We start from the raw sequence: 21,179 nt of genomic DNA, 5'->3' as shown, positions 1-21,179 counted from the left end.
CATGTTTTACAGACTTTCCGGCGTCCATCACGCCGACTACGTTTCGGACAGCCGTATCTTCAAGGTGCCTGCCGACAGAAATCTGACAGCTTTCATCTTTCTGATCGGCCTTGCCGCGCCATTCATCATCCCGTCGCTTTATCTGAACAGCTACATGCTTCCCTGGCTGATCTGGACGGCCGCCGCTTTGGGGCTGAACCTGGTGACAGGTTGGGCCGGCCAACTGCACTTGGGCTATGCTGCGGTCATGGCCGTCGGAGCGTATTCGTCTATCCATGCCGCGCGTTTCGGGGTGCCGTGGGAATTCGCCCTGATCATTGGCGGGTTGACGTCATCCGTGATCGGCAGCCTGTTCGCTTTTGCCGCTTTGCGGGTCAAGGGCCTCTATCTCGCCCTTACCACTCTTGCGATGCAGTTCGTGATGGACTGGGTTCTGACCCACTCGCCGGCGATCTCGGGGGGCTCACACGCATCGCTCCAGTCGCCGACGCTGGCGTTGTTGGGGCAAGAGATTACCACTGATACTGGCTTCTACTATGTCGCCTTCGGCTGGTGTGTGTTGGTGACGATCTTCATGCTTAATCTCAAGCGTACTGGACTCGGTCGCGCCTTGGTCGCTGTCCGGGAAAAAGACTTTGCCGCCGCGATCCTGGGTGTGAACAGTTTCTACTACAAAATCCTCGCATTCGCGACTTCTTCGTTCATCGCAGGCGTCAGCGGTGCGTTGCTTGTTGCCACCTTTTTCTTTCTCGCCGCACCCGAGCAATTCTCGGTTGCCGTTTCGATCCAGGTTCTTGCGATGGTGATTGTTGGCGGCCTTGGCAGCATTATCGGTTCCTATTTCGGTGTTGCCCTGATCCTTCTTGTTCCGGGTATCGTGAACGGTCTCGTCGTCACGCTGAGTGACGGGCTTGGCATGCAGATCAACGTTGAAACGCTCGCCCACATCCCCAACGCGGTCTATGGCGCGCTGATCGTCATTATCCTTCTGATCGAACCGCTTGGTTTGGGAAAACTCTACGGCAACATCAGAGACTACCTGATGGTCTGGCCCTTCGATCAGTTCAAGAAATAAGGGAAATGCCGATGCAAGAAAAAGTTGAAGCCCAGAACATTCTGTCCATGAACAGTGTCGAGGTGCTGTACGACAATGTAATGCTGGCGATCAAAGGTGTATCGGTCCAGGTTCCAAAAGGCGAGATGATCGCGCTTTTGGGGTCGAACGGAGCGGGAAAAAGCACCACGTTGAAAGCGATCAGCGGTCTTTTGAAAGCCGAGCGCGGACGCATCAGCCGAGGTGAGATAACGTTCCAAGGAACGGACATTACCGAAGCGCTCGCGCAAAAACGCGTCGAGATGGGCATCTGTCATGTCATCGAAGGGCGGCGGGTCTTTGAACATCTGACCCCCGACGAGAACCTGACCGCCGCCGCGCCGCGCGGAATGTCCCGATCGACGCTGAATGCGGAAAAGGACAAGATTTACGCCTATTTTCCACGGCTTGCCGAACGCAAAAATTCGCAAGCAGGCTATTTGTCGGGTGGTGAGCAACAGATGCTTGCCATTGGGCGGGCCCTCGTGACCCAGCCGAAGCTTTTGATGCTTGATGAACCAAGTCTCGGGCTTGCTCCGTTCCTGGTCGAGGAAATCTTCGGCATCCTGCAAAAGATCAATAACGATGAGGGGCTGTCCGTCCTGCTGGTGGAACAGAACGCCCTGGCAGCTCTGGAGATCGTTTCGCAAGGGTATCTTATCGAAAACGGCCGCGTCGTTATGCACGGCACGGCCGAGGCGCTCAAATCCAACTCCGACATTCAGGAGTTCTATCTAGGCGGCGGAGAGACCGATTTTCACAACGTCAAGCACTACAGCCGACGCAAACGTTGGCTGAGCTAACGTACTATTCGAAAACTGTTCAGGGAGGAAAAAATGAAGAAACTTACCAAAGCGCTGGCTGTATTTTCAATGGTTGGCGGGGCGCTGTTCGGCACCCAGGCGCTGGCCGAGCCATTCAAGATCGGCATCTGCTACGATCTCAGCAAGGCCTATACCTTTGCCACGCCGCAGGTTTCGCAGGCCGCGATGGACCTTGCCAAGCTCATCAACATGAAGGGCGGCATCGGTGGGGAACCGGTCGAAGTCATCGTGCGTGACCACGGGAACGAACCGCAGCGCGGAATCGAGTGCTACTCGAAACTCAGCCGCGAGGGCGTCTTTGTTTTCGATACCCTGTCCACTCCGGTGTCTCTGGCTATCCTGCCGCGGGCCATGGAAGACGGGCGTATCCTGATGCAGTCGCTTGTCGGGCGCGGCGATGCCGTTGATGGCACCGTCTTCGATTGGGTCTATCCGATCGGGCCGACCTATTGGGGACAGGCCGCCAACGATGTCGCCTACATCAAGCAATTGCATGACGGCGATCTGTCAGATGTGAAGGTCGGGTTTGTGTATTTCGATTATCCCTTCGGGCAGGAGCCGATCGAGATCCTGGAAACCCTGTCCGAGAAAGAGGGTTTCGAGCTTGAACTGTACCCCGTGCCACTGCCTGGCAGCGACCAGGCCGGTGTGTGGTCCAAGGTGCGCCGGGACAACCCAGATCATGTGATTGTCTGGATGCTGGGCGGTGCCCATGTGGTTGCCTCGAAAGAGATGCAGCGCAATCGCATTCCGATGGACAAATACATCTCGGTCAACTGGCTGAACGAAGTCGATATCGCCAACATCGGTAAAGAGGCCGCCAAAGGTATCAAGCGCGGGACCAATGTCGTGGGCGGTCAGGATATTGCCCTGTATCAGGAAATCATGGCCGAGCTTTATGACAAGGGCGAGGGATCCGGCCCGATCGAGAAGACGCAGGACGTTTTCTACAACACCGGGCTGGCCATGTATTCGATCATGTTCGAAGCCGCGCGCAAGGCGGCGGAAGCCGAGGGGCTGCCGATCACTCCGACATCCTACAAGGCCGGACTGGAGTCGCTTGAGGGATTCGACGCGAACGGGCTGATGGCCCCCATTACGGTGACGGCCGAAGATCATGGCGGCGGTGGCAAGACCCGGATCGAGATGTGGGACGGGGAGACTTGGGTGCCGCAAACCGACTGGATCTCTGAGTACACGGACGTCGTGTGGGACGTGGTGAAAAAAAGTTCCTCAAAATACGAGCAGTGAAAGACTGGTAGCAGGAAGGGCGACGCTACGCGGGGCGGCAGCGGCGTTTGCAAAGCGGTATCACAGCCCCAAACCAAACCAAACCAACGGGAGTGAGAGAACATGAAAGTCAAACAGCACATAAGGGCGGTGGCACTGACTGCCGCGCTGGCAGCAAGCGCGACTGTGGCCGCAGCGCAGGACAAGGAGCCGATCCGCTTCGGACTCTGCTTCGACCTTAGCAAATCCTACACTTTCATTTCGCCGCAGGTGGCTCAGGCCGCCCAGGATCTGGCGATGTACACCAACGAAAATGGCGGTATCGAAGGTCATCCGGTTGAAATCATCATTCGCGATCATGGCAACGAACCCCAGCGTGGTGTGGAATGCTATGAGCAGCTCAAGCGCGAAGGTGTGTTCCTATTCAATTTTCTGTCCACGCCGGTCACGAACGCGGTTCTGCCGCGTGCGATGAAGGACGGGAACTTGTTGATGCAGTCTTTTGTTGGCCGCGGAGACGCGGTGGACGGCGAAGTGTTCGAATGGGTTTTCCCGGTCGGTCCGACGTACTGGCAGCAGGCGGCAAATGACGTTGCCTTCATCAAGGGTCAGATGGGCGGTGACTTGAGCAAGGCGAAGATCGGGTTCATCTATCTGGATTACCCCTTTGGCCAGGAACCGATCGAGATCCTGAAAACGCTTTCCGAAAAGGAAGGGTTCGAGTTGGAGCTGTATCCCGTACCGCTTCCCGGGTCGGATCAGGCCGGCGCATGGAGCAAAATCCGCCGCGACAAGCCTGACTACGTGATCAGCTGGCTGCTGGCGGGCGGGCATGTGGTCGCCTCGAAGGAAATGCGCCGCAACCGTTTCCCGATCGACCGCTATCTGTCGGTGAACTGGCTGAACGAAGTCGATATCGCCAATATCGGCGCACAAGAGGCGAAAGGCATCCTGCGCGGGACCAACGTGGCCGGTGGCCAGGAAGTTCCGATCGTCAAGACGATGCTGGACACCTACTATGCCAATGGCAAGGGCAGCGGTCCCGAGAGCCTGGTGCGCGACGTGTACTACAACACGGGCATGGCGATCTACTCGGCCGGTTTCGAAGCCGCGCGGATCGCAATTACTGAAAACGGTTGGCCGATCACACCGGAAAGCATGAAGAATGCCTATGAATCGATCGAGAACTTCGATGGAAACGGCATCATGGCCCCGGTTACACTGACCGACAAAGACCACGGTGGTGGCGGCAAGACCCGGGTCGAGCAGTGGAATGGCGAAACCTGGGTTCCGCTGACCGACTGGAGCGCCGACTATCTTGACGTTGTTTGGGATGTCATCAAGCACAGCTCCGCGACGTTCACCGTCGAATAAGACAGAGCTTCCCCGCGGCAGACATGTCGCGGGGAAGCTTTCCGCAGTTAGATTGTCCCGAGAAAGCGAAGCAGGTATCATGAGCCCCATTGACGTGAAGATCGAAGACGGAATTGCGACCGTCTGTATCAACCGGCCAGAACGTAAAAACGCGCTTTCCGTGGCGGCGACGAACGGGCTGACCGACGCTTGGGAGAAGATCGAGGCGGATGACAGCGTTCGTGTGGCCATTCTGACTTCTGCCGATTGCGGCGTTTTCAGCGCCGGACTGGATCTGAAGGAAGCCACACAAATCGCACGCGACGAGGGTGTCGATATTCTGACCAAGATGCGCGACCCGTTTCACGAGACCATGCGCGCCTGCAAGAAACCGATCATCGCGGCGATGACAGGGTCGCTGATGGCGGGCGGCATGATGCTGACCTTGAATTGCGATCTGCGGGTCGGTCTCAAGGGGACCAAGGTCGGTATCACCGAAGTAAAGATCGGTCGTGGATCGCCCTGGGCATCGCCGGCACTGTCCATGCTACCGCAGCCCATCCTTATGGAAATCGTTCTGACCGGCGACTTGATGCCGATCGAGCGCCTGCACGAATACGGGTTCACCAACTATATCGAAGACACTCCCGATGCTGTCCGCGCAAGGGCATTTGACCTTGCCAAACGCATTGCCAGCGCGGCCCCGCTGTCGGTTGTTGCCGCGAAAGGCGGCGTTCGCGCGACCATGGACCTGGGCTGTGCGGGTGGCCTGAAAGAGGGCAAGCGCCTTCACGAGGTGGTTTACGCCAGCAACGACGCGATTGAAGGCCCAAAGGCCTTTGCTGAAAAGCGGGCACCCGTCTGGACCGGGACCTGATGGAGACTTGAATGACTGAGCTTATTCGCCTGGACAGGGAAGGCCCTGTCGGAATCCTGCGTTTTCTTCAGCCGACAAAACGCAACCCTTACAGCATCGGGTTCGTCGAAGAACTGGTGGCGCTTCTGCGCGAAGCCGAACGGGACGCTACGATCCGTGTCGTTGTTATGACCGGTGGCAATCATTTCAGCAGCGGCGGCGATCTTGTCGGGTTTCAGTCCGAGATCGCCAAAGGCGCGCGGGCGACGTCGGAAATGGTGGACCTGGTTCACGATGGCGGACGCGCGGCCTATCTGTTTCGCAAACCTCTGATTTCCGCGGTATGCGGCGTGGCTTTTGGCGCGGGCCTCAGCCTGGCCTTGTCGGCGGACATTGTCGTTGCCGCCGAAGATGCCCGGCTGTGCGAAGTATTTGCACGCGTCGGCGGTTGTCCCGACACGGGATCAAGCTGGCTGCTTCAGCAGCGCGCCGGTGCGGGCGTTGCCCGGATGCTTGTGCTCACGGGCCGTGAAATCGACGGGCGCACCGCCAGGGACCTGCGCGTTGTCGAAGAATGCGTGCCGGCCAACCAGGTCGAGGTACGGGCGCTGGAAATTGCCCGCGAGATTGCAACGCACCCGATGTTTGGCGTTCAGACCGCCAAGCGTGTGATGCGCGCCGCAGCCGAGTGCAGCTATCTCGAGGCGCTGGATATCGAGCGCGATGCCCAAAGCGTTTTGCTGTGCGCGCATGACTTTCCTGAGGCCATGAAAGCGTTTTCGGAAAAAAGAACTCCAGAATTCAAAGACCGTTAGCTCGGTTGAAACCTTATCGCAAAACTCAAGGAGACCACGCCAATGAAGGTACTCGTGCCTGTGAAACGCGTGATCGACTACAACGTGAAGGTTCGTGTCAAAGCGGACGGAAGCGGTGTCGATCTGGCCAACGTTAAGATGTCGATGAACCCTTTCGACGAAATCGCCGTCGAAGAGGCGATACGCCTGAAAGAGGCCGGCAAGGCCGAAGAGGTGGTCGCGGTATCCATCGGCGTCAAACAGGCGCAGGAAACCCTGCGCACCGCACTGGCCATGGGTGCCGACCGCGCCATTCTGGTCGTTGCAGCGGATGACGTGCACCATGATATCGAGCCGCTGGCAGTGGCCAAAATCCTTGCCAAGGTCGTGGAAGAGGAACAGCCTGGTCTGATTCTCTGCGGCAAGCAGGCGATCGACAACGACATGAATGCCACCGGCCAGATGCTGTCAGCCCTGCTGGGCTGGTCGCAGGGTACCTTTGCCTCGGAACTGGACATCGACGGTGACAGTGCCGTCGTGACCCGGGAAGTTGACGGCGGCCTGCAGACCATCAAGGTCAAGATGCCCGCGATCGTCACCGTGGACCTGCGCCTGAACGAGCCGCGCTATGCGTCGCTGCCCAACATTATGAAGGCCAAGAAAAAGCCGCTGGATGAGAAAACCGCCGATGATTACGGCGTTGATGTCACGCCGCGTCTGGAAATCGTCAAAACCTCCGAGCCCGTGGCACGCGCGGCCGGTATCATGGTCGGCTCGGTGGACGAGCTGGTCGCAAAACTCAAAGAAGCGGGGGCTGTATAATGGCTGTTCTTCTTCTCGCAGAAGTCACCGATGGTGAACTGGCAATCGACGCAACCGCCAAGGCCGTGACCGCGGCCAAGGCCCTGGGCGATGTGACCGTTCTGTGCGCGGGCGCCTCTGCTGCTGCCGCAGGCGACGCCGCCGCCAAGATCGACGGTGTGGCCAAGGTTCTGGTCGCCGAAGACGCATCGCTGGGTCACCGCCTGGCCGAACCGACCGCCGCGCTGATCGCATCGCTGGCCGGTGATTATGAACATATCGTCGCCCCGGCCACCACGGACGCCAAGAACGTCATGCCGCGCGTTGCCGCGCTGCTGGACGTGATGGTCCTGTCGGACGTGTCCGGCGTTGTCGATGGCAAAACGTTCGAGCGCCCGATCTATGCCGGGAACGCGATTCAAACCGTCAAATCGTCGGATGCGAAAAAGGTCATCACCTTCCGCACCTCGACCTTTGATGCCGCTGGCGAAGGCGGGTCTGCCTCGGTCGAAAGCATCGGTGCCGGGGACAACCCCGGCCTGTCGGAATGGGTCGAAGACAAGGTCGCCGCATCGGATCGTCCCGAACTGACCTCGGCCGGTGTGGTCGTGTCCGGTGGGCGCGGCGTCGGCTCCGAAGAGAACTTTGCCCTGATCGAGAAACTGGCCGACAAGCTGGGCGCCGCCGTTGGCGCATCCCGCGCCGCCGTCGACTCGGGCTTTGCACCGAACGACTGGCAGGTTGGCCAGACCGGCAAGGTGGTCGCGCCTGACCTGTATATCGCCGTTGGCATCTCGGGTGCGATCCAACACCTGGCCGGCATGAAGGACAGCAAGATCATCGTCGCGATCAACAAGGACGAAGAAGCCCCGATCTTCCAGGTTGCCGATTACGGTCTGGTTGCCGACCTGTTCGACGCCGTGCCCGAACTGACCGACAGGCTGTAAGTCATTGCGAAAAAATTACAAAAAGGCCCGCCTGTTTTGGCGGGCCTTTTTTGTACGAGCCGAATGGGCGGCGCGTGATTGGATAAATCCGGATGCGCACGGTCCGAAGCCTTGTGACGCCCCGTCAGAACGCCTCGGGTTCATTGCCAGGAAATAAAACACTTGTTAGATTTCTTCAATGCAAGCATGAACCGATAGGAATAAAACATGTCTCTGATCAAGAACTCCCCGAGTTGGGCAGTGGATGAACACAAGATGTTCGCCGATAGTACACGCAGGCTTTTCGATGCAGAGATGGCTCCGAAGATTGAAAAATGGGCGGAGCAGGGAATTGTTGACCGCGACTTCTGGAAAACAGTCGGTCAGCAGGGTGTCATGGGTGGCTCGATTGCCGAAGAATATGGTGGGTTCGGTGGCGGCATCGGGTTCGACGCGATTACCGTCTACGAGCAGGGGCGCACCGGTGATACGGGTTGGGGCTATGGGATTCAGTCCATCGTAATCCATTATCTCAACGCATATGGCAGTGAGGAACAGAAGAAAAAGTGGTTGCCGAAACTGGTCAGCGGCGACAGCGTTGCGGCGATTGCCATGACCGAGCCTGGAACGGGCTCTGACCTCCAGAACGTACAAACCTACGCGGAAAAGGATGGCAACCACTACAAGATCAACGGTTCGAAGATCTTTATCACAAACGGGCACACGGCGGATCTCGTTGTTATCGTGGCAAAGACCGATCGCAACGCCGGCGCCAAGGGCGTTTCGTTGATCGTTCTGGAAACCGAGGGCGCCGAGGGCTTTCGCCGGGGACGGAACCTGAAGAAACTGGGTATGAAAGGTTCGGATACTGCTGAGCTGTTCTTCGAGGATGTGCGCGTGCCCACGGCGAACCTGCTTGGTCCGGAAGAGGGGCAGGGGTTCTACCAGCTGATGAAGCAGCTGCCTTGGGAGCGGCTGATGATCGGCATTACCGCGCTCGGTTTTATTGATTTTGCGATCGATGAAACGGTGAAATATGTTCAGGACCGCAAGGCATTTGGAAGCCGGATCATGGACTTCCAGAATACACGCTTCAAACTGGCGGAATGCAAAACCAAGGCCGAATTGCTACGTTCCTTCGTAAATGACGGGCTCGCGCGTCTTGAAGCGGGCGAACTTGATGCGGCCACGGCTTCGATGGTGAAATGGTGGGGCAGCCAGACGCAGAACGAGGTCATGCATGAATGCCTGCAACTGCACGGCGGTTACGGTTTCATGATGGAATACCCCATCGCGCGACTTTATGCCGACAGCAGGGTCCAGATGATCTATGGCGGCACCAACGAGATCATGAAGGAACTGATCGCACGCTCGATGGATGTTTGATCCGTCCGGTGCCGGGTGGGGCTACTCCCTGCCCGGCCCCAGAATTTCGTCGCTGTGTTCCCCAAGTCGCGGGGCCGGGCGATGATCATGTCGCGCAGGGGTCGCCGAAAATCGAGCCGGCGGGCGTGTCGTCCAGATCGCACCTTCGGTCGGGTGATCAATCCGTTGAAAGAACCCGGTTGCGGCAAGATGGGGATCGTTCGGCAAATCTGACAGGTTGCGCACTGGCATGGCGGGTATGTCGGCCTGCTCCATGAGGTCAAGCCACTCATCCGTGGTCCGGGTCAGCGCAATCTGCGCCACCATATCGTATACTGCGCCGATGTTGCGGCTTCGGGCATCCATGTCAGTGACCCAGACATGGTCGATCATGTCGTCGCGCCCGACCGCCTGAAAGAACCGCGCCCATTGCACGTTGGTGTAGGGCAGAATGGTGATGTAGCCATCTGCGGTCTGAACCGGACGCCGGTGCGGAACCAGCATGCGGGCATAGCCGAAATCCTGCGGAGTCTCCTCGAAGGTGGCGCCATCCATGTGTTCGGCCAGCAGGAAGGCGGCCAGCGTCTCAAACATCGGAACTTCGACATGCTGGGCCTGTCCCGTACGCTCGCGGTGGAACAGGGCGCCCATCACGGCATAGGCGGCGGTCACGCCGCCAAGCTTGTCGGCCAGAATTGTCGGGGCATAAGCGGGCGGTGCCTCGGGGTCGCGCAAGGTTGCCAGGCTGGCCAATCCCGACACCGACTGGACGGAATCGTCGAATGCAGGCTTGGCGGCATAGGGCCCGTCCTGCCCGAAACCGGTGGCGGATACCGTGATCAGGTTCGGGTTTTCCTGGCGTAGAGTTTCGGGATCCAAAGACAATCTGGCCAGCGCCGCAGGCCGGATGCTCGAAATCATCACATCGGCATCGATGAGCAGTTTGCGCAACTGATCGCGACCAGTTTGTGTTTTGAGGTCGAGTACGACACTGCGCTTGTTACGGTTGGTCCCCAGAAAAGCGGCCCCCATCAGCTTGTTGCGCGATGGCTGGACCTGGCGAAGAAGATCGCCCTCGGGGCCTTCCACCTTGATCACATCGGCCCCCAGATCGCCCAGCATCTGCGTCGCCAAAGGTCCGAAAACCACAGAAGTCAGATCGACGATCTTCACGCCTTGAAGGATCGCCGGTTTGTTCTCAGCGGTCATTTGATTGTCCACCGTTTTCATGAACGGGGTCCGAATTCGGCGCGAATGGCTTTACCTTGCGCATCGAAGGCCGGGCAGGGGCGCAGTGTCGTTTCGCCGACGCTGCGCCGGATCGGGGGTGTCGGGACGTTGATCTCGCCCGAGGGTGTGCCTATCACGGATCGGTCAAGCTGGGGGTGACCGGACAGGGTCGCCACGTCGTTCACCGCGCCCGAGGCAATGCCCGCAGCGTCAAGCCGCTTCAGCATCTCGGCGCGGTCATGCGAGGCGAACACGGCCTTGATGAGCACTTCGAGCGCGGGTTTGTTGTTGATGCGCGATGTGTTGTCCTGAAAACGGGGGTCGGTTGCCAGAGCCGCGTCGCCCAGTATGTGTTCACAGAACCTTTGCCATTCGCCGCTGTGCTGCACGGTAATGACGACAAGCTGACCGTCCTTGCATTCATAGGCCCCGTACGGGCAGATGACCGTGTGGTTCAGTCCGACACGGGGTGTCGGCTTGCCAAGGTAATCGTGATATAGCAGCGGAACCGACATCCAGTCGGCCATCACATCAAACATTGCCACGGAAACGCCGCTGCCCTTGCCGGTGCGATCTCGCCCGACCAGTGCTTCGCAGATTCCGGCATGGGCTGTCATACCGGTTGCGATATCGCAGACCGACACTCCAACCCGTCCCGGTCCGTCCGCAGTGCCGGTCACTGATGCCAGACCGCTCTCGCATTGCACCAGAAGGTCATAGGCCTTGGCGTTGCGCATCGGGCCGTCTTCGCCATATCCGGTGATGTCGCAGGTCACGAGACGCGGGAACCTCTCTCGCAGACTTGCGGAATCGAGCCCGAGCTTGGCCAGCGCGCCCGGCAGCAGGTTCTGAATAAACACATCCGCGTTTTCCAGCATCCTGAGCAGGATTTCACGGTCTTCGTCGGCTTTAATGTCCAGCGCCACCGATTCCTTTCCCCGGTTCAACCATGTGAAATAGGCGCTTTCGCCGTTGGCGGCGGTATCGTAGGCGCGGGCGAAATCGCCGGCTCCCTTGCGTTCGATCTTAATCACACGCGCGCCGGCATCGGCCAGCCGCGAGGAGCAAAAAGGCGCGGCGACTGCCTGTTCCAACGCAACGACGAGTTTGCCGGAAAGGGGGGCTAAGTCTGAACCTGACATGAGTTTCTCTCAATTGATCCTGAAAGGTTGACTAAATCTAACAATTGTTAGAAACATAATCAATACGATTAGACAAAGACTGGATCGCTTGAAGGAGAACGCCGGTGCAGGACGCCAAACGACCAGACCAGTTTTTCCAACGCGCGCTGGCAGAGGGAGAGATCCTGCTGCCCAAGTGCGATGATTGCGGGGCATATCACTTTTTCCCGAGAGTCCTGTGTCCCCATTGTCATGGCAGCGCGATTTCTTGGAAGAAGGCTAGCGGCAAGGGACGGGTCCACACCACAACAGTTGTGCGCCGAAAGCCCGAACGGGGCGGCGATTACAACGTATGCGTCGTCGAGCTGGATGAGGGTGTCCGGATGATGAGCCGGGTCGAGGGCATTGCTCCGGGTGAGGTCGCCATCGACATGCCCGTAACCGCCTTCGTGGGCGAGGCCGAGGGTGTTCCGGCCGTGCTTTTCAAGCCGTCGGAGGGATAAGCCATGACCACTGAACTTCGGGGAAAATCCGCCATCGTGGGAACCGGTCATGCCGGTTTCGGAGAAGCCCATGGCCTGACGGCCTATGATGTCATGGCGCAATCCGCGCTTGCGGCGCTTGGCGATGCCGGGCTGAACCTGTCCGACGTCGACGGGCTGTTTTGCACCATGATGGAAGACAGCATGCCGGCGCTTATGGCGGCGGAGTATCTGGGCATCCAGCCCCGTTTCATTGATGGCACAATGTCGGGCGGTTCGTCCTTCGTAAACTACCTGACGTCCGCGACCATGGCCCTTGATGCCGGTCTGTGTGATGTCGCGCTGATTGTTTATGGCTCCAACCAGCGCACCGCATCGGGCAGACTGGTGACCGCTTCACGTCCGCCGGCCTACGAGGCGCCGTATAATCCGCGCTATCCGATCTCGGCCTACGCGATGGCCGCGGCGCGGCACATGCATGAATACGGCACCACCCGCGAACAGCTGGCCGACGTGGCCGTTGCCGCGCGGGCCTGGGCGCAGCGCAACCCCGAAGCGTTCGAGCGCGGCCCGCTGACCCGCGAGGACGTGCTGGGTGCGCGCATGGTGGGCGATCCATTGACCGTGCGCGACTGTTGTCTTGTCACCGACGGTGGCGGCGCGATCGTAATGGTCCACGCGGACCGCGCCCGGGATTTCCCGAAGGCGCCTGTCTATGTGCTGGGCAGTGCTGCGGAAAGCTCGCACCGGCAGATTTCGCAAATGAAGGATTTCACCGTGACCGCCGCCCGCGCCTCGGGCGCGCGCGCTTTTGCTGCGGCCGGCGTGACCCCTGCGGTCATCCAGGCGGTCGAGCTTTATGATGCCTTCACCATCAATACCATCCTGTTTCTTGAAGATCTGGGGTTCTGCGCCAAGGGCGAGGGAGGGGCCTTTGTCGAGGGCGGACGCATCGCGCCTGGCGGCGTCTTGCCGGTGAACACGAATGGCGGCGGCCTGTCCTGTGTGCACCCCGGGATGTACGGCATCTTCACAGTGATCGAGGCTGCCCGCCAGATCCGTGGCGACGCGCCAGGCATTCAGTTGAAGGATATTGATCTGGCGCTGGCGCATGGCAACGGCGGTGTGCTGTCCAGTCAGGTCACGGCCATACTTGGATCTCAAAACACGCTCTGACGGCAACTAAGGGAGGAAAGCAAATGCCATTGGATTTCGATGCACTGTCGAACTGGGACTTTGAGGAAATCGAACAGACGCTAACCGAGCGGGATACCATCCTGTATGCACTCGGCCTTGGGTTCGGTGAGGATCCGACCGACAAAAAGGAGCTGGCCTATGTCTATGAAGACGGGCTGAAGGCAGTTCCCTCGATGGCGGTTATTTTGGGGTATCCCGGCTTCTGGCTGCGCGATCCCAAGACCGGCGTAAACTGGCAGAAAGTGCTGCACGGCGAACAGTGGCTCGACATCTACAAGCCGCTGCCGACACATGCCCGGCTTGTCGGCCGTAGCAAGATCGACTTCATCGCCGACAAGGGCGAGGGCAAGGGAGCCGTCATTTACCAAAGCCGCGATATTATCGACGCGGACAGCGGCGAAAAACTAGCGCGCGTGGCGATGTCGGCTTTCTGTCGCGGTGATGGGGGGTTTGGCGGTGAAAACCAGGCGGGTCCGGCACCCGCAGTGCTGCCTGATCGGGCGCCTGATCATATATGTGATATCGATACCCTGCCGCGCCAAGCCCTTATTTATCGTCTCAGCGGTGATTTCAATCCGCTTCACGCTGACCCGGATGTGGCCCGTTCTGTCGGGTTCGACCGCCCGATCCTGCATGGTCTGGCGACCTATGGGCTGGCGGCCCGGGCGATTCTAAAGACGTTGCTTGACTATGATTCTGCCCGGCTTGTCGGTCTGGATGTTCGGTTCTCAGCTCCGGTCTATCCCGGCGAAACCGTGCGGTTCGAAATCTGGGAAGAGGACGGCGAGGCCCGGTTTCGAGCATCTATTCCGGCACGCGACGTGGTTGTTCTGAACAACGGCGCGGCGCGCTTCGCCTGAGGCAGTGAAGATGGCTCAACCGCTCAAGGATATCCTGGTGCTGGATTTCAGCACACTTCTTCCCGGTCCGATGGCGACGCTCATGCTGTCCGAGGCTGGCGCCGAAGTGATCAAGTTCGAGCGTCCCGGAGTCGGCGAGGACGCGCGCCAAACCGAGCCCAAGATCGACGGAGAGAGCATCGGATTTGCCGTGTTGAACCACGGCAAGCGATCGGTGGCCATCGACCTCAAGTCAAGGGGCGCAGTGGAACGTCTGCGCCCCTTGATCGAGAGGGCCGATGTTCTGGTAGAGCAGTTCCGTCCCGGCGTGATGGACCGGCTGGGGCTTGGTTATGAAGCGGTGCGAAAGATCAATCCCGGTCTCATCTATTGTTCGATCACCGGCTATGGCCAGACCGGACCAAAGGCCAGCGCCGCCGGCCACGATCTCAACTACGTCGGTGATGCGGGTATCCTGTCGCTCAGTCGCGGACCGGATGACCAGCCAACGGCCCCGTTCGGGCTGGTCGCCGATATCGGAGGCGGAACCTATCCTGCGGTGATGAATATCCTGCTGGCCCTGATTGCGCGCCAGGCAAGCGGGCAGGGGACGCATCTGGATATCGCAATGGCCGAGGGGGCGTTCGCCTTTGCCTATTGGGCCCATGCCGAAGGTGTGATTGCCGGGCAGAACATCGAAAGCGGTGGCAGCCGTCTGACGGGTGGCCTGGCCCGGTATCGGCTTTATTCGGCTGCGGATGGGCGTCAGATCGCCGTCGGCGCGTTGGAAGAAAAGTTTTGGCAGTTGTTCTGCGATGTCATTGGTTTGCCGGTGGCCCTTCGCGATGACTGGTCCGATCCAAATGCCTGTGCCGCGGAGGTTGCACGTCGTCTGAGGGAACATCCCTCGACCCATTGGGAGCCTTTGCTGGCAGCGGCAGATTGCTGCTGTTCGGTCGTGAAAACGCCCGCCGAGGCGGCACATGACCCGCATTTCAAAGCGCGTGACGTGTTCGGGCGGACAGTAAAAATCTCCGGCCGGGACGCGCCTGCTTTGCCGCTGCCAATTGCGCCGGAGTTCCGTTCTTCCGGAAATTCGGTCGGAGTTGCAGCCACTCTGGGCGAAGACAATACGCGTTATGGCGTGGACCAACCAAAGACAGAGTAAATCCCGTTGACGGGCAGGTTTTGAATCGGTAATCTAACATTTGTTAGAAAAAAGGAGGGACCAATGGACAAGTCTGACGATGACCTGCCGACTGAAGCTGAGCGTTATGTCATGCCATCGCGCTTTGTGGAAAGCGATAGCTTGGAAGTGCAGGGTTTCGTGACATCGGCTTTGCGTGATCTCCCTGTGGGCGCAACCAATCGCGACAAGGCGATCCGCCTGTTCGAAGCGGTGCGCGACGATATTCGCTATGATCCCTATTGTTTTGCGCTGGATGAGGACTCTTACCGTGCCAGCCGTATCGCTGGGGCGGAAGCGGCGTTTTGCGTTCCCAAGGCAATTCTTCTGGCGGCTTGTTTGCGTGCTGTGGGTATCCCCGCCGCTCTGGGGTTCGCGGATGTGCGCAACCACCTGAATACACCCAAGTTGCAGGAGTTGATGGGGACCGATCTCTTTATCTACCACGGCTATGTTCAGCTGTGGTTGGGGAATGAGGCCTACAAGGTGACACCTGCATTCAACATGGAACTGTGTGAAAGATTCGGGGTCAAACCCCTGGTCTTCGACGGCTATCACGACGCGCTCTTTCATGAGTTCGACGAACAGAATCACCGGCACATGGAATATGTGAACGACCGTGGTCTCTATTTCGACGCGCCGATGGGTGAGTTCCTGGTGGCGTTCAAGGAAACCTATCCGAAGCTGGAAGAATTCAACCGCATCCGGATATCCAAGGATGCGAGCGGATACGATGACGGTTTCGCAAAGGAGGGTGCCTCTTGAGGTATCTGGAAGACTTCTCGCCGGGCCAAGTCTATCGCTTTCGCAGCGCTCCGATGAGCGCGGATTCAATAAAGGCCTTTGCCAAGGAATGGGATCCGCAGCGGCTGCACACCGATGAAGACTATGCAACCGCCATACATGGCAGCCTGATCGCCTCGGGCTTTCAGACCATGCTTGAGGTGTTCAAGCCGGTCATGACCGAGATGATGGTCGATGTTGCCAATATCGGCGGCATGGGCTTTGACAATTTGCGCTGGCTGCGGCCTGTGCACCCGAACGAACCCCTTGATGTCGAACTGACGGTCAACTCGGTCACACCGTCAAAAAGCAAGCCCGACAGAGGTGTTTTGCACTATACGCTCAGCGCCAAAAACCCCGAGGGCGAGGTCGTTTTTTCGACCGACACCCCCGTGATGATCCAGCGAAAACAAAATGACACAAACTGATATCCTTTCCAGCGAACAAGAAGACCTTCGCCTGTTGCGCGAGAGCGCGCGCACGTTGTTTGAACGGGCGGGCGGAAGTGACAGAGCCCGAAAACTTCGTGATGCCAGGGGCGGTTTCGATGCGGAGATGGTCCGGGAACTCGCCGAGGCCGGTGTTTTCGGCGTGGCGGTGCCCGAAGATCAGGGCGGGCTTGGCATGGGCCTAGCCGCCGGGGGTGTCATCGCCGAGGAAGTCGGCCGTGTGATTGCCCCGGAACCGGTCGTGTCGACGATCGGTCTGAGCCTCGGCCTTCTGCGCCGCCTTTGTCCGGATCATCCGAAGATGGCACAGCTCATCGGCGGCGAAATTTCATTGGCGGTTGCCTGGCAGGAACGCGGCCCCGACGGGGCGCCTGCCGATGCGACCTGCCGATACGCGGACGGAAAGCTGACCGGTGGCAAGGCCTGGGTCGTCGGTGCGATCGGTTCGCACGGGTTCCTTGTCGTGGCCGAACAGGATGATGGTCCGGTTCTGGTTCTGGCTGAGGCAGACGCGCAGGGGCTTGTCATCGACAAGCAGACGCAGGCGGATGGCAGCTCTCTGGGCGAGCTTTCGTTTTCGGGAACTCCGGCCGCGGAATTGGCCAGCAGCGGTGCGGTTCTCACTGCACTGGCCGAGGCTGTCGCCGATGCAACGGCGCTTGCCGCGGCCGAGCTTGTCGGCCTGAGCGAGCGCGCCTTCGAGATCACGCTCGACTACATCAAGACGCGGGAGCAGTTCGACAAGCCGATCGGATCATTCCAGGTCATCCAGCACCGTGCCGTCGACCTCAACGTGATGTGCGAGGTCGCGCAGGCCGGAGTGCGGGAGGCGCTTGCGCAGATGGACAGCGAAACCGATCCGAAGGTTCGGGCCCCGATTGCCAGCCGCGCCAAAGCGCGCGCCGTCACGGCCGCCAAGAAAATCACCCGCGACGCCATCCAGCTGCACGGGGCCGTCGGGTACACGGATGAGTTCGATATCGGGCTCTACCTGAACCGGGCGCTGGTGCTGTCGGCCTGGTTGGGCGACGATGCCTATCACAGGCGGATATGGTTCGAGGCACGCGAAGCAGAGGGGGCAGCACAATGACCGACTGGAGCGCTATGACCGATGCAGAGTTCCGCAAAGAAGTGCGCCAGTTCTTCGAGGCGGAATATCCCGAGGAGCTGCGTCACCTGCCGCACCGACCGAAGTTCGCCGAGATCGAACATTGGCACCGCAAGCTTCACGCCAAGGGCTGGGTCGCGCCAGCCTGGCCCGCTGAATTCGGCGGTATGGGGCTGAACGCCGCCAAGTTGCTGATCTTTTACGAAGAGCAGCAGCGCTGGGGCGTCAATCGCGGCCGCGACATGGGCGTGCAGATGGTCGGGCCGCTGATCATCAAATTCGGCACCCAGGAACAAAAAGATTACTGGCTGCCGCGTATCCTGAGTTGCGAAGATATCTGGTGTCAGGGCTATTCGGAACCCGGCGCCGGGTCCGATCTGGCGAACCTACGCACACGCGCAGAGATTGACGGCGACGACTTTGTCATCAACGGACAGAAGATCTGGACCACGATGGCGCATGACGCCACGCATATTTTCATGCTGGTGCGCACCGATCCCGATGCGCCGAAGAAACAGCAGGGCATCAGTTTCCTGCTCGCTCCGATGGATCAACCCGGAGTCGAGGTGCGCACCATCACGACCCTGTCGGGCGAGACCGAGTTTTGCGAGGTCTTCTTTGACAATGCACGGACGCCCCGCGAGAACCTCGTGGGCGAGCTGAACAAGGGTTGGACGATGGCCAAGGCTCTCTTGAGCTTCGAACGCATTTTCATCGGTTCGCCAAGTCTGGCCCAGAACGCTCTGGGACAGCTTGAAAGCTTTGCCCGTGGCCGTGGCGCGTTTGACGATCCGGTGTTCCGTGACCGCTTTGCCCAGGCGGCACTGGATGTGGAAGATCATGCCGCGCTTTATGCCCGTTTTGCAGATCAGCTCAAACGTGGCGAGACGCTCGGTGCGGATGTGTCCATGCTGAAGATTTGGGTGACTGAATGCTTCCAGCGCATCACCGAGCTGATGATCGAAGCAGCCGGTCCCGATGGCGGCTCCATCGGGCCGCTTCAGGTCGGCAACGTAAGTGTCGATGTTCTGGCGAGTTTCTACAAGGCCAGACCTACCACGATCTACGGTGGATCGAACGAAATCCAAAGAAACATCCTGTCCAAGGCCGTCCTGGGACTGCCTGGCTGACTCAATACCCCACGGAGGAAATAGAACCATGTCGGATCGTTATGCAAAATACGATAAACTGAAATTTGACTACCCGGCGGATCGCGTCCTGCGCATCACGTTCGACCGGCCCGAGACATTCAACTCGGTCGATGCCGAAACCCACACCCAGATGACGGACATGTGGATCGATATCGACCGTGACCCAGACATCAATTCGGTCATCGTGACCGGTGCGGGCAAGGCATTTTCCGCCGGGGGTGATTTCAGCCTGATCGAAAACATGATTGGCAATTCGCACGAGATCATGAAGACGTGGAAAGAAGCCAAGGATCTCGTCTATAACATCATCAACTGCAACAAGCCGATCATTTCCGCGATCAATGGCCCTGCGGCCGGCGCAGGCCTTGTGGTTGCCATCCTGGCCGACATCTCGATCGCCGGAAAGAAGGCCAAGATTGTCGATGGTCATCCCCGCCTTGGTGTTGCCGCCGGTGACGTCGCGGCGATTATCTGGCCGCTGCTGACCTCGATGGCCAAGGCGAAATACTATCTGATGACCTGCAAGCCGGTGTCGGGCGAAGAGGCCGAGCGTATCGGTCTGGTATCAATGTGCGTCGAGGATGACGAGCTGCAGCAGATCGCGCTGGATACAGCCGTCGAACTGGCCAACGGCTCGCAAAGCGCGATTCGCTGGACCAAGTATTCGCTGAACAACTGGCTGCGCCAGGCCGGGCCGATCTTTGATGCGTCGACCGCGCTGGAGATGCTTGGCTTCATGAGCGAGGACGTCAAGGAAGGTGTGTTGTCGCACCGCGAGAAGCGCGCGCCGAACTTCCGTAAGGACTGCCCGCTTTAACACCAGATTGGACGAGGAGGCATGGAAATGTCTGATGATATCTACAAAGATATAGCTCAAGCCTATGCCGCTGCGGCCGAAAAAGCTCCTGGCCTGAAATCGCGATTTACGGCTGCCGGATTCGATCCGGCAGCTGTCACATCGGTGGCGGACCTCTCGCGTCTTCCAGTGATGAAAAAAGAAGAGCTTCTGAAGATCCAGCGCGAGAACCCGCCCTTTGGCGGGTTCCTGGCCTCGGATCTGAAGGATGTCGGGCGGATCTACGTGTCCCCCGGCCCGATTTTCGAACCGGCCCTTTCGGACGGTGGCGGCCACGGCCTTGACCGGCTGTTCAAGGCGGCAGGCGTGGGGCCGGGGGATATCATCCTGAACACCTGGATGTATCATCTGGTGCCCGCGGGGCTTTTGTTCGACGAAGCGGCACAGGCCGCAGGCGCCACGGTGATCCCCGGAGGCGTCGGCAATACGGAGCTTCAGGCACAGATCATCGCCGAAACCGGCGTGACTTCGATCTGCGCTTCGACCGCGTTTTTCCTGACGCTGGCGGACAAGGTGATCGAAACCTATGGCCGCGACGCATGGAAGGTGAAGACAGCCTTCCTCGGCGGTGAGATGGGCGACTGGATGGCCAAGCGCCGCCGGATCGAGGCCGAATACGGCGTGTCCACCTGGGCCGCCTATGCCACCGCCGATCTGGGCCTTGTCGCCTATGAGGATGGCGGCGAAGGCTACCTGGTTCATCCCGACCGCGTGGTGCAGATCTGCGATCCGGTCAGCGGCGAACAGGTCGCTCATGGCGATCCTGGCGAGGTTGTCGTGACCGCGCGCGATTCCACCTGGCCGATGATCCGGTTCGGCACCGGCGACAGCGCCTTTGCCCTGGAAAGCAACGCGGATGGCACCGTCAGCCGGATTTCAGCATTGCAGGGACGGGTCGGGGCAGCGGTCAAAGTGCGCGAGATTTTCGTTTATCCGCGCGTGGTTGAAGAAGTTGTCATCGGCACGCCGGGCGCAAAGGCCGCGCAGGCCGTGGTAACGCGCGAGAACGATCGCGACATGATCCGCCTCTCGCTTGTGCTGGAAGACGGTGCCGACGCTTCCGCCGCAGAAGCAGCCGCCGCTGATACCTTCAAACTGCATGCACGAATTCGTGCTGACGAGGTGAACATTGTTTCGGAACTACCCGAAAATGCAGAACTGATCGTCAACCAAAAAGACCGCTGAGATCGGGTTCTGTGCGCTTTGCCTGAATCCGACCTTTTAGCGTAACCGGCCGGTTGATACCGTCGCCTGATCCTACGACTTCCAGTTCCACGGGAGCAGTTCGTCGAGGCGGTTGATCTTGTGATCGTGGATACGGTCGAGGACATCAGCAAGCCACGCTTGCGGGTCCAGCCCGCTCATCTTCGCCGTCTCGATCAGGGTCATGGCCCGGGCGAGGGTTTCCCCGCCGCTGTCGGAGCCAGCGAAGAGCCAGTTGCGGCGGCCAACGCCGATCGGGCGCATGGCGCGCTCGGCCGGGTTGTTATCGATCCCGATGCGACCATCCTCGAGGAACAGTTCGAATGAGGGCC

At 59.3% G+C, this 21,179-nt stretch carries 22 protein-coding genes; 19 read left to right on the top strand and 3 right to left on the bottom strand.

The window, feature by feature from the left end:
* Nucleotide 1: 1 nt before the first annotated feature.
* From Q344_RS0100475 to Q344_RS0100435, 9 genes are all read left to right on the top strand, one after another.
* The gene (locus tag Q344_RS0100475) at nt 2-1,075 is read left to right on the top strand and encodes a branched-chain amino acid ABC transporter permease (RefSeq protein WP_028284931.1); all 1,074 of its coding nucleotides are present in this window, start codon (nt 2-4) and stop codon (nt 1,073-1,075) included.
* An 11-nt stretch (nt 1,076-1,086) separates the two neighbouring features.
* Nucleotides 1,087-1,896 (top strand): ABC transporter ATP-binding protein, encoded by an 810-nt coding sequence (locus Q344_RS0100470; protein WP_028284930.1) that lies wholly within the window; start codon nt 1,087-1,089, stop codon nt 1,894-1,896.
* Between the two features lie 33 nt (nt 1,897-1,929).
* Complete coding sequence (locus Q344_RS0100465) at nt 1,930-3,168, top strand: ABC transporter substrate-binding protein (RefSeq protein ID WP_028284929.1); 1,239 nt, start codon at nt 1,930-1,932, stop codon at nt 3,166-3,168.
* 102 nt (nt 3,169-3,270) lie between these two features.
* Nucleotides 3,271-4,521, top strand: coding sequence for an ABC transporter substrate-binding protein (locus Q344_RS0100460; protein ID WP_028284928.1), 1,251 nt, complete (start codon nt 3,271-3,273; stop codon nt 4,519-4,521).
* Between the two features lie 79 nt (nt 4,522-4,600).
* Nucleotides 4,601-5,377: an enoyl-CoA hydratase/isomerase family protein gene (locus tag Q344_RS0100455; RefSeq protein ID WP_028284927.1), complete on the top strand. Its 777-nt coding sequence runs from the start codon at nt 4,601-4,603 to the stop codon at nt 5,375-5,377.
* 11 nt (nt 5,378-5,388) lie between these two features.
* Entirely contained in the window at nt 5,389-6,171 is a 783-nt protein-coding gene (locus Q344_RS0100450; protein ID WP_028284926.1) for an enoyl-CoA hydratase/isomerase family protein, read from the top strand.
* 42 nt (nt 6,172-6,213) lie between these two features.
* Nucleotides 6,214-6,972 carry an electron transfer flavoprotein subunit beta/FixA family protein gene (locus Q344_RS0100445; RefSeq protein WP_028284925.1) on the top strand — a complete coding sequence of 253 codons (759 nt, stop codon included), beginning with the start codon at nt 6,214-6,216 and terminating at the stop codon, nt 6,970-6,972.
* Nucleotides 6,972-7,898, top strand: coding sequence for an electron transfer flavoprotein subunit alpha/FixB family protein (locus Q344_RS0100440; RefSeq protein WP_028284924.1), 927 nt, complete (start codon nt 6,972-6,974; stop codon nt 7,896-7,898). Before Q344_RS0100445 ends, Q344_RS0100440 begins: the two co-directional genes overlap by 1 nt.
* 207 nt (nt 7,899-8,105) lie before the next feature.
* On the top strand, nt 8,106-9,263 hold the full coding sequence (locus Q344_RS0100435; RefSeq protein ID WP_028284923.1) for an acyl-CoA dehydrogenase family protein: 1,158 nt from the start codon (nt 8,106-8,108) through the stop codon (nt 9,261-9,263).
* Between the two features lie 21 nt (nt 9,264-9,284).
* Here the strand turns inward: Q344_RS0100435 and Q344_RS0100430 are convergent, their stop codons facing one another.
* Together Q344_RS0100430 and Q344_RS0100425 are read right to left on the bottom strand one after the other, a co-directional pair.
* Complete coding sequence (locus Q344_RS0100430) at nt 9,285-10,472, bottom strand: CaiB/BaiF CoA transferase family protein (RefSeq protein WP_229669280.1); 1,188 nt, start codon at nt 10,470-10,472, stop codon at nt 9,285-9,287.
* Nucleotides 10,469-11,614, bottom strand: coding sequence for a CaiB/BaiF CoA transferase family protein (locus tag Q344_RS0100425; RefSeq protein ID WP_028284921.1), 1,146 nt, complete (start codon nt 11,612-11,614; stop codon nt 10,469-10,471). The genes Q344_RS0100430 and Q344_RS0100425 overlap by 4 nt, the downstream gene beginning before the upstream one ends.
* Before the next feature lie 104 nt (nt 11,615-11,718).
* Between Q344_RS0100425 and Q344_RS0100420 the strand changes: the two genes are divergently transcribed.
* From Q344_RS0100420 to Q344_RS0100375, 10 genes are all read left to right on the top strand, one after another.
* Entirely contained in the window at nt 11,719-12,096 is a 378-nt protein-coding gene (locus tag Q344_RS0100420) for a Zn-ribbon domain-containing OB-fold protein (RefSeq protein WP_036538078.1), read from the top strand.
* Nucleotides 12,097-12,099: 3 nt separating this feature from the next.
* Nucleotides 12,100-13,251: an acetyl-CoA acetyltransferase gene (locus Q344_RS0100415; RefSeq protein ID WP_028284919.1), complete on the top strand. Its 1,152-nt coding sequence runs from the start codon at nt 12,100-12,102 to the stop codon at nt 13,249-13,251.
* A 23-nt stretch (nt 13,252-13,274) separates the two neighbouring features.
* Nucleotides 13,275-14,132, top strand: coding sequence for a MaoC/PaaZ C-terminal domain-containing protein (locus Q344_RS0100410; RefSeq protein ID WP_028284918.1), 858 nt, complete (start codon nt 13,275-13,277; stop codon nt 14,130-14,132).
* A gap of 10 nt (nt 14,133-14,142) precedes the next feature.
* Complete coding sequence (locus Q344_RS0100405) at nt 14,143-15,279, top strand: CaiB/BaiF CoA transferase family protein (RefSeq protein ID WP_028284917.1); 1,137 nt, start codon at nt 14,143-14,145, stop codon at nt 15,277-15,279.
* A gap of 63 nt (nt 15,280-15,342) precedes the next feature.
* Complete coding sequence (locus tag Q344_RS0100400; RefSeq protein ID WP_028284916.1) at nt 15,343-16,062, top strand: transglutaminase-like domain-containing protein; 720 nt, start codon at nt 15,343-15,345, stop codon at nt 16,060-16,062.
* Nucleotides 16,059-16,508: a MaoC family dehydratase gene (locus Q344_RS0100395; protein ID WP_027264320.1), complete on the top strand. Its 450-nt coding sequence runs from the start codon at nt 16,059-16,061 to the stop codon at nt 16,506-16,508. Before Q344_RS0100400 ends, Q344_RS0100395 begins: the two co-directional genes overlap by 4 nt.
* A complete protein-coding gene (locus Q344_RS0100390) occupies nt 16,495-17,619 on the top strand; it encodes an acyl-CoA dehydrogenase family protein (RefSeq protein WP_036538076.1) in 1,125 nt (374 codons plus the stop codon). The genes Q344_RS0100395 and Q344_RS0100390 overlap by 14 nt, the downstream gene beginning before the upstream one ends.
* Nucleotides 17,616-18,767 carry an acyl-CoA dehydrogenase family protein gene (locus Q344_RS0100385; RefSeq protein ID WP_028284914.1) on the top strand — a complete coding sequence of 384 codons (1,152 nt, stop codon included), beginning with the start codon at nt 17,616-17,618 and terminating at the stop codon, nt 18,765-18,767. Before Q344_RS0100390 ends, Q344_RS0100385 begins: the two co-directional genes overlap by 4 nt.
* A gap of 28 nt (nt 18,768-18,795) precedes the next feature.
* The gene (locus Q344_RS0100380; protein WP_028095226.1) at nt 18,796-19,605 is read left to right on the top strand and encodes an enoyl-CoA hydratase/isomerase family protein; all 810 of its coding nucleotides are present in this window, start codon (nt 18,796-18,798) and stop codon (nt 19,603-19,605) included.
* A gap of 27 nt (nt 19,606-19,632) precedes the next feature.
* Complete coding sequence (locus Q344_RS0100375) at nt 19,633-20,829, top strand: phenylacetate--CoA ligase family protein (protein ID WP_229669281.1); 1,197 nt, start codon at nt 19,633-19,635, stop codon at nt 20,827-20,829.
* Between the two features lie 72 nt (nt 20,830-20,901).
* On the opposite strand, the gene Q344_RS22705 is transcribed toward Q344_RS0100375, so the two are convergent.
* The coding region (locus Q344_RS22705; protein ID WP_036538074.1) for a transposase domain-containing protein at nt 20,902-21,179 on the bottom strand (278 nt) is incomplete at its 5' end.

It is taken from the genome of Pseudooceanicola nanhaiensis DSM 18065 (assembly GCF_000688295.1).
Lineage (GTDB): Bacteria > Pseudomonadota > Alphaproteobacteria > Rhodobacterales > Rhodobacteraceae > Pseudooceanicola > Pseudooceanicola nanhaiensis.
This window is presented reverse-complemented; position numbering and strand designations above follow the sequence as displayed.

Bases quoted from the DNA above. Each gene is read 5' to 3' on its own strand.
- Q344_RS0100470 (WP_028284930.1), top strand. From the start codon at position 1,087: ATGCAAGAAAAAGTTGAAGCCCAGAACATTCTGTCCATGAACAGTGTC.
- Q344_RS0100425 (WP_028284921.1), bottom strand. From the start codon at position 11,614: ATGTCAGGTTCAGACTTAGCCCCCCTTTCCGGCAAACTCGTCGTTGCG.
- Q344_RS0100385 (WP_028284914.1), top strand. From the start codon at position 17,616: ATGACCGACTGGAGCGCTATGACCGATGCAGAGTTCCGCAAAGAAGTG.
- Q344_RS0100445 (WP_028284925.1), top strand. From the start codon at position 6,214: ATGAAGGTACTCGTGCCTGTGAAACGCGTGATCGACTACAACGTGAAG.
- Q344_RS0100390 (WP_036538076.1), top strand. From the start codon at position 16,495: ATGACACAAACTGATATCCTTTCCAGCGAACAAGAAGACCTTCGCCTG.
- Q344_RS0100375 (WP_229669281.1), top strand. From the start codon at position 19,633: ATGTCTGATGATATCTACAAAGATATAGCTCAAGCCTATGCCGCTGCG.
- Q344_RS0100410 (WP_028284918.1), top strand. From the start codon at position 13,275: ATGCCATTGGATTTCGATGCACTGTCGAACTGGGACTTTGAGGAAATC.
- Q344_RS0100465 (WP_028284929.1), top strand. From the start codon at position 1,930: ATGAAGAAACTTACCAAAGCGCTGGCTGTATTTTCAATGGTTGGCGGG.
- Q344_RS0100440 (WP_028284924.1), top strand. From the start codon at position 6,972: ATGGCTGTTCTTCTTCTCGCAGAAGTCACCGATGGTGAACTGGCAATC.
- Q344_RS0100415 (WP_028284919.1), top strand. From the start codon at position 12,100: ATGACCACTGAACTTCGGGGAAAATCCGCCATCGTGGGAACCGGTCAT.
- Q344_RS0100460 (WP_028284928.1), top strand. From the start codon at position 3,271: ATGAAAGTCAAACAGCACATAAGGGCGGTGGCACTGACTGCCGCGCTG.
- Q344_RS0100405 (WP_028284917.1), top strand. From the start codon at position 14,143: ATGGCTCAACCGCTCAAGGATATCCTGGTGCTGGATTTCAGCACACTT.
- Q344_RS0100435 (WP_028284923.1), top strand. From the start codon at position 8,106: ATGTCTCTGATCAAGAACTCCCCGAGTTGGGCAGTGGATGAACACAAG.
- Q344_RS0100455 (WP_028284927.1), top strand. From the start codon at position 4,601: ATGAGCCCCATTGACGTGAAGATCGAAGACGGAATTGCGACCGTCTGT.
- Q344_RS0100430 (WP_229669280.1), bottom strand. From the start codon at position 10,472: ATGAAAACGGTGGACAATCAAATGACCGCTGAGAACAAACCGGCGATC.
- Q344_RS0100475 (WP_028284931.1), top strand. From the start codon at position 2: ATGTTTTACAGACTTTCCGGCGTCCATCACGCCGACTACGTTTCGGAC.
- Q344_RS0100400 (WP_028284916.1), top strand. From the start codon at position 15,343: ATGGACAAGTCTGACGATGACCTGCCGACTGAAGCTGAGCGTTATGTC.
- Q344_RS0100450 (WP_028284926.1), top strand. From the start codon at position 5,389: ATGACTGAGCTTATTCGCCTGGACAGGGAAGGCCCTGTCGGAATCCTG.
- Q344_RS0100380 (WP_028095226.1), top strand. From the start codon at position 18,796: ATGTCGGATCGTTATGCAAAATACGATAAACTGAAATTTGACTACCCG.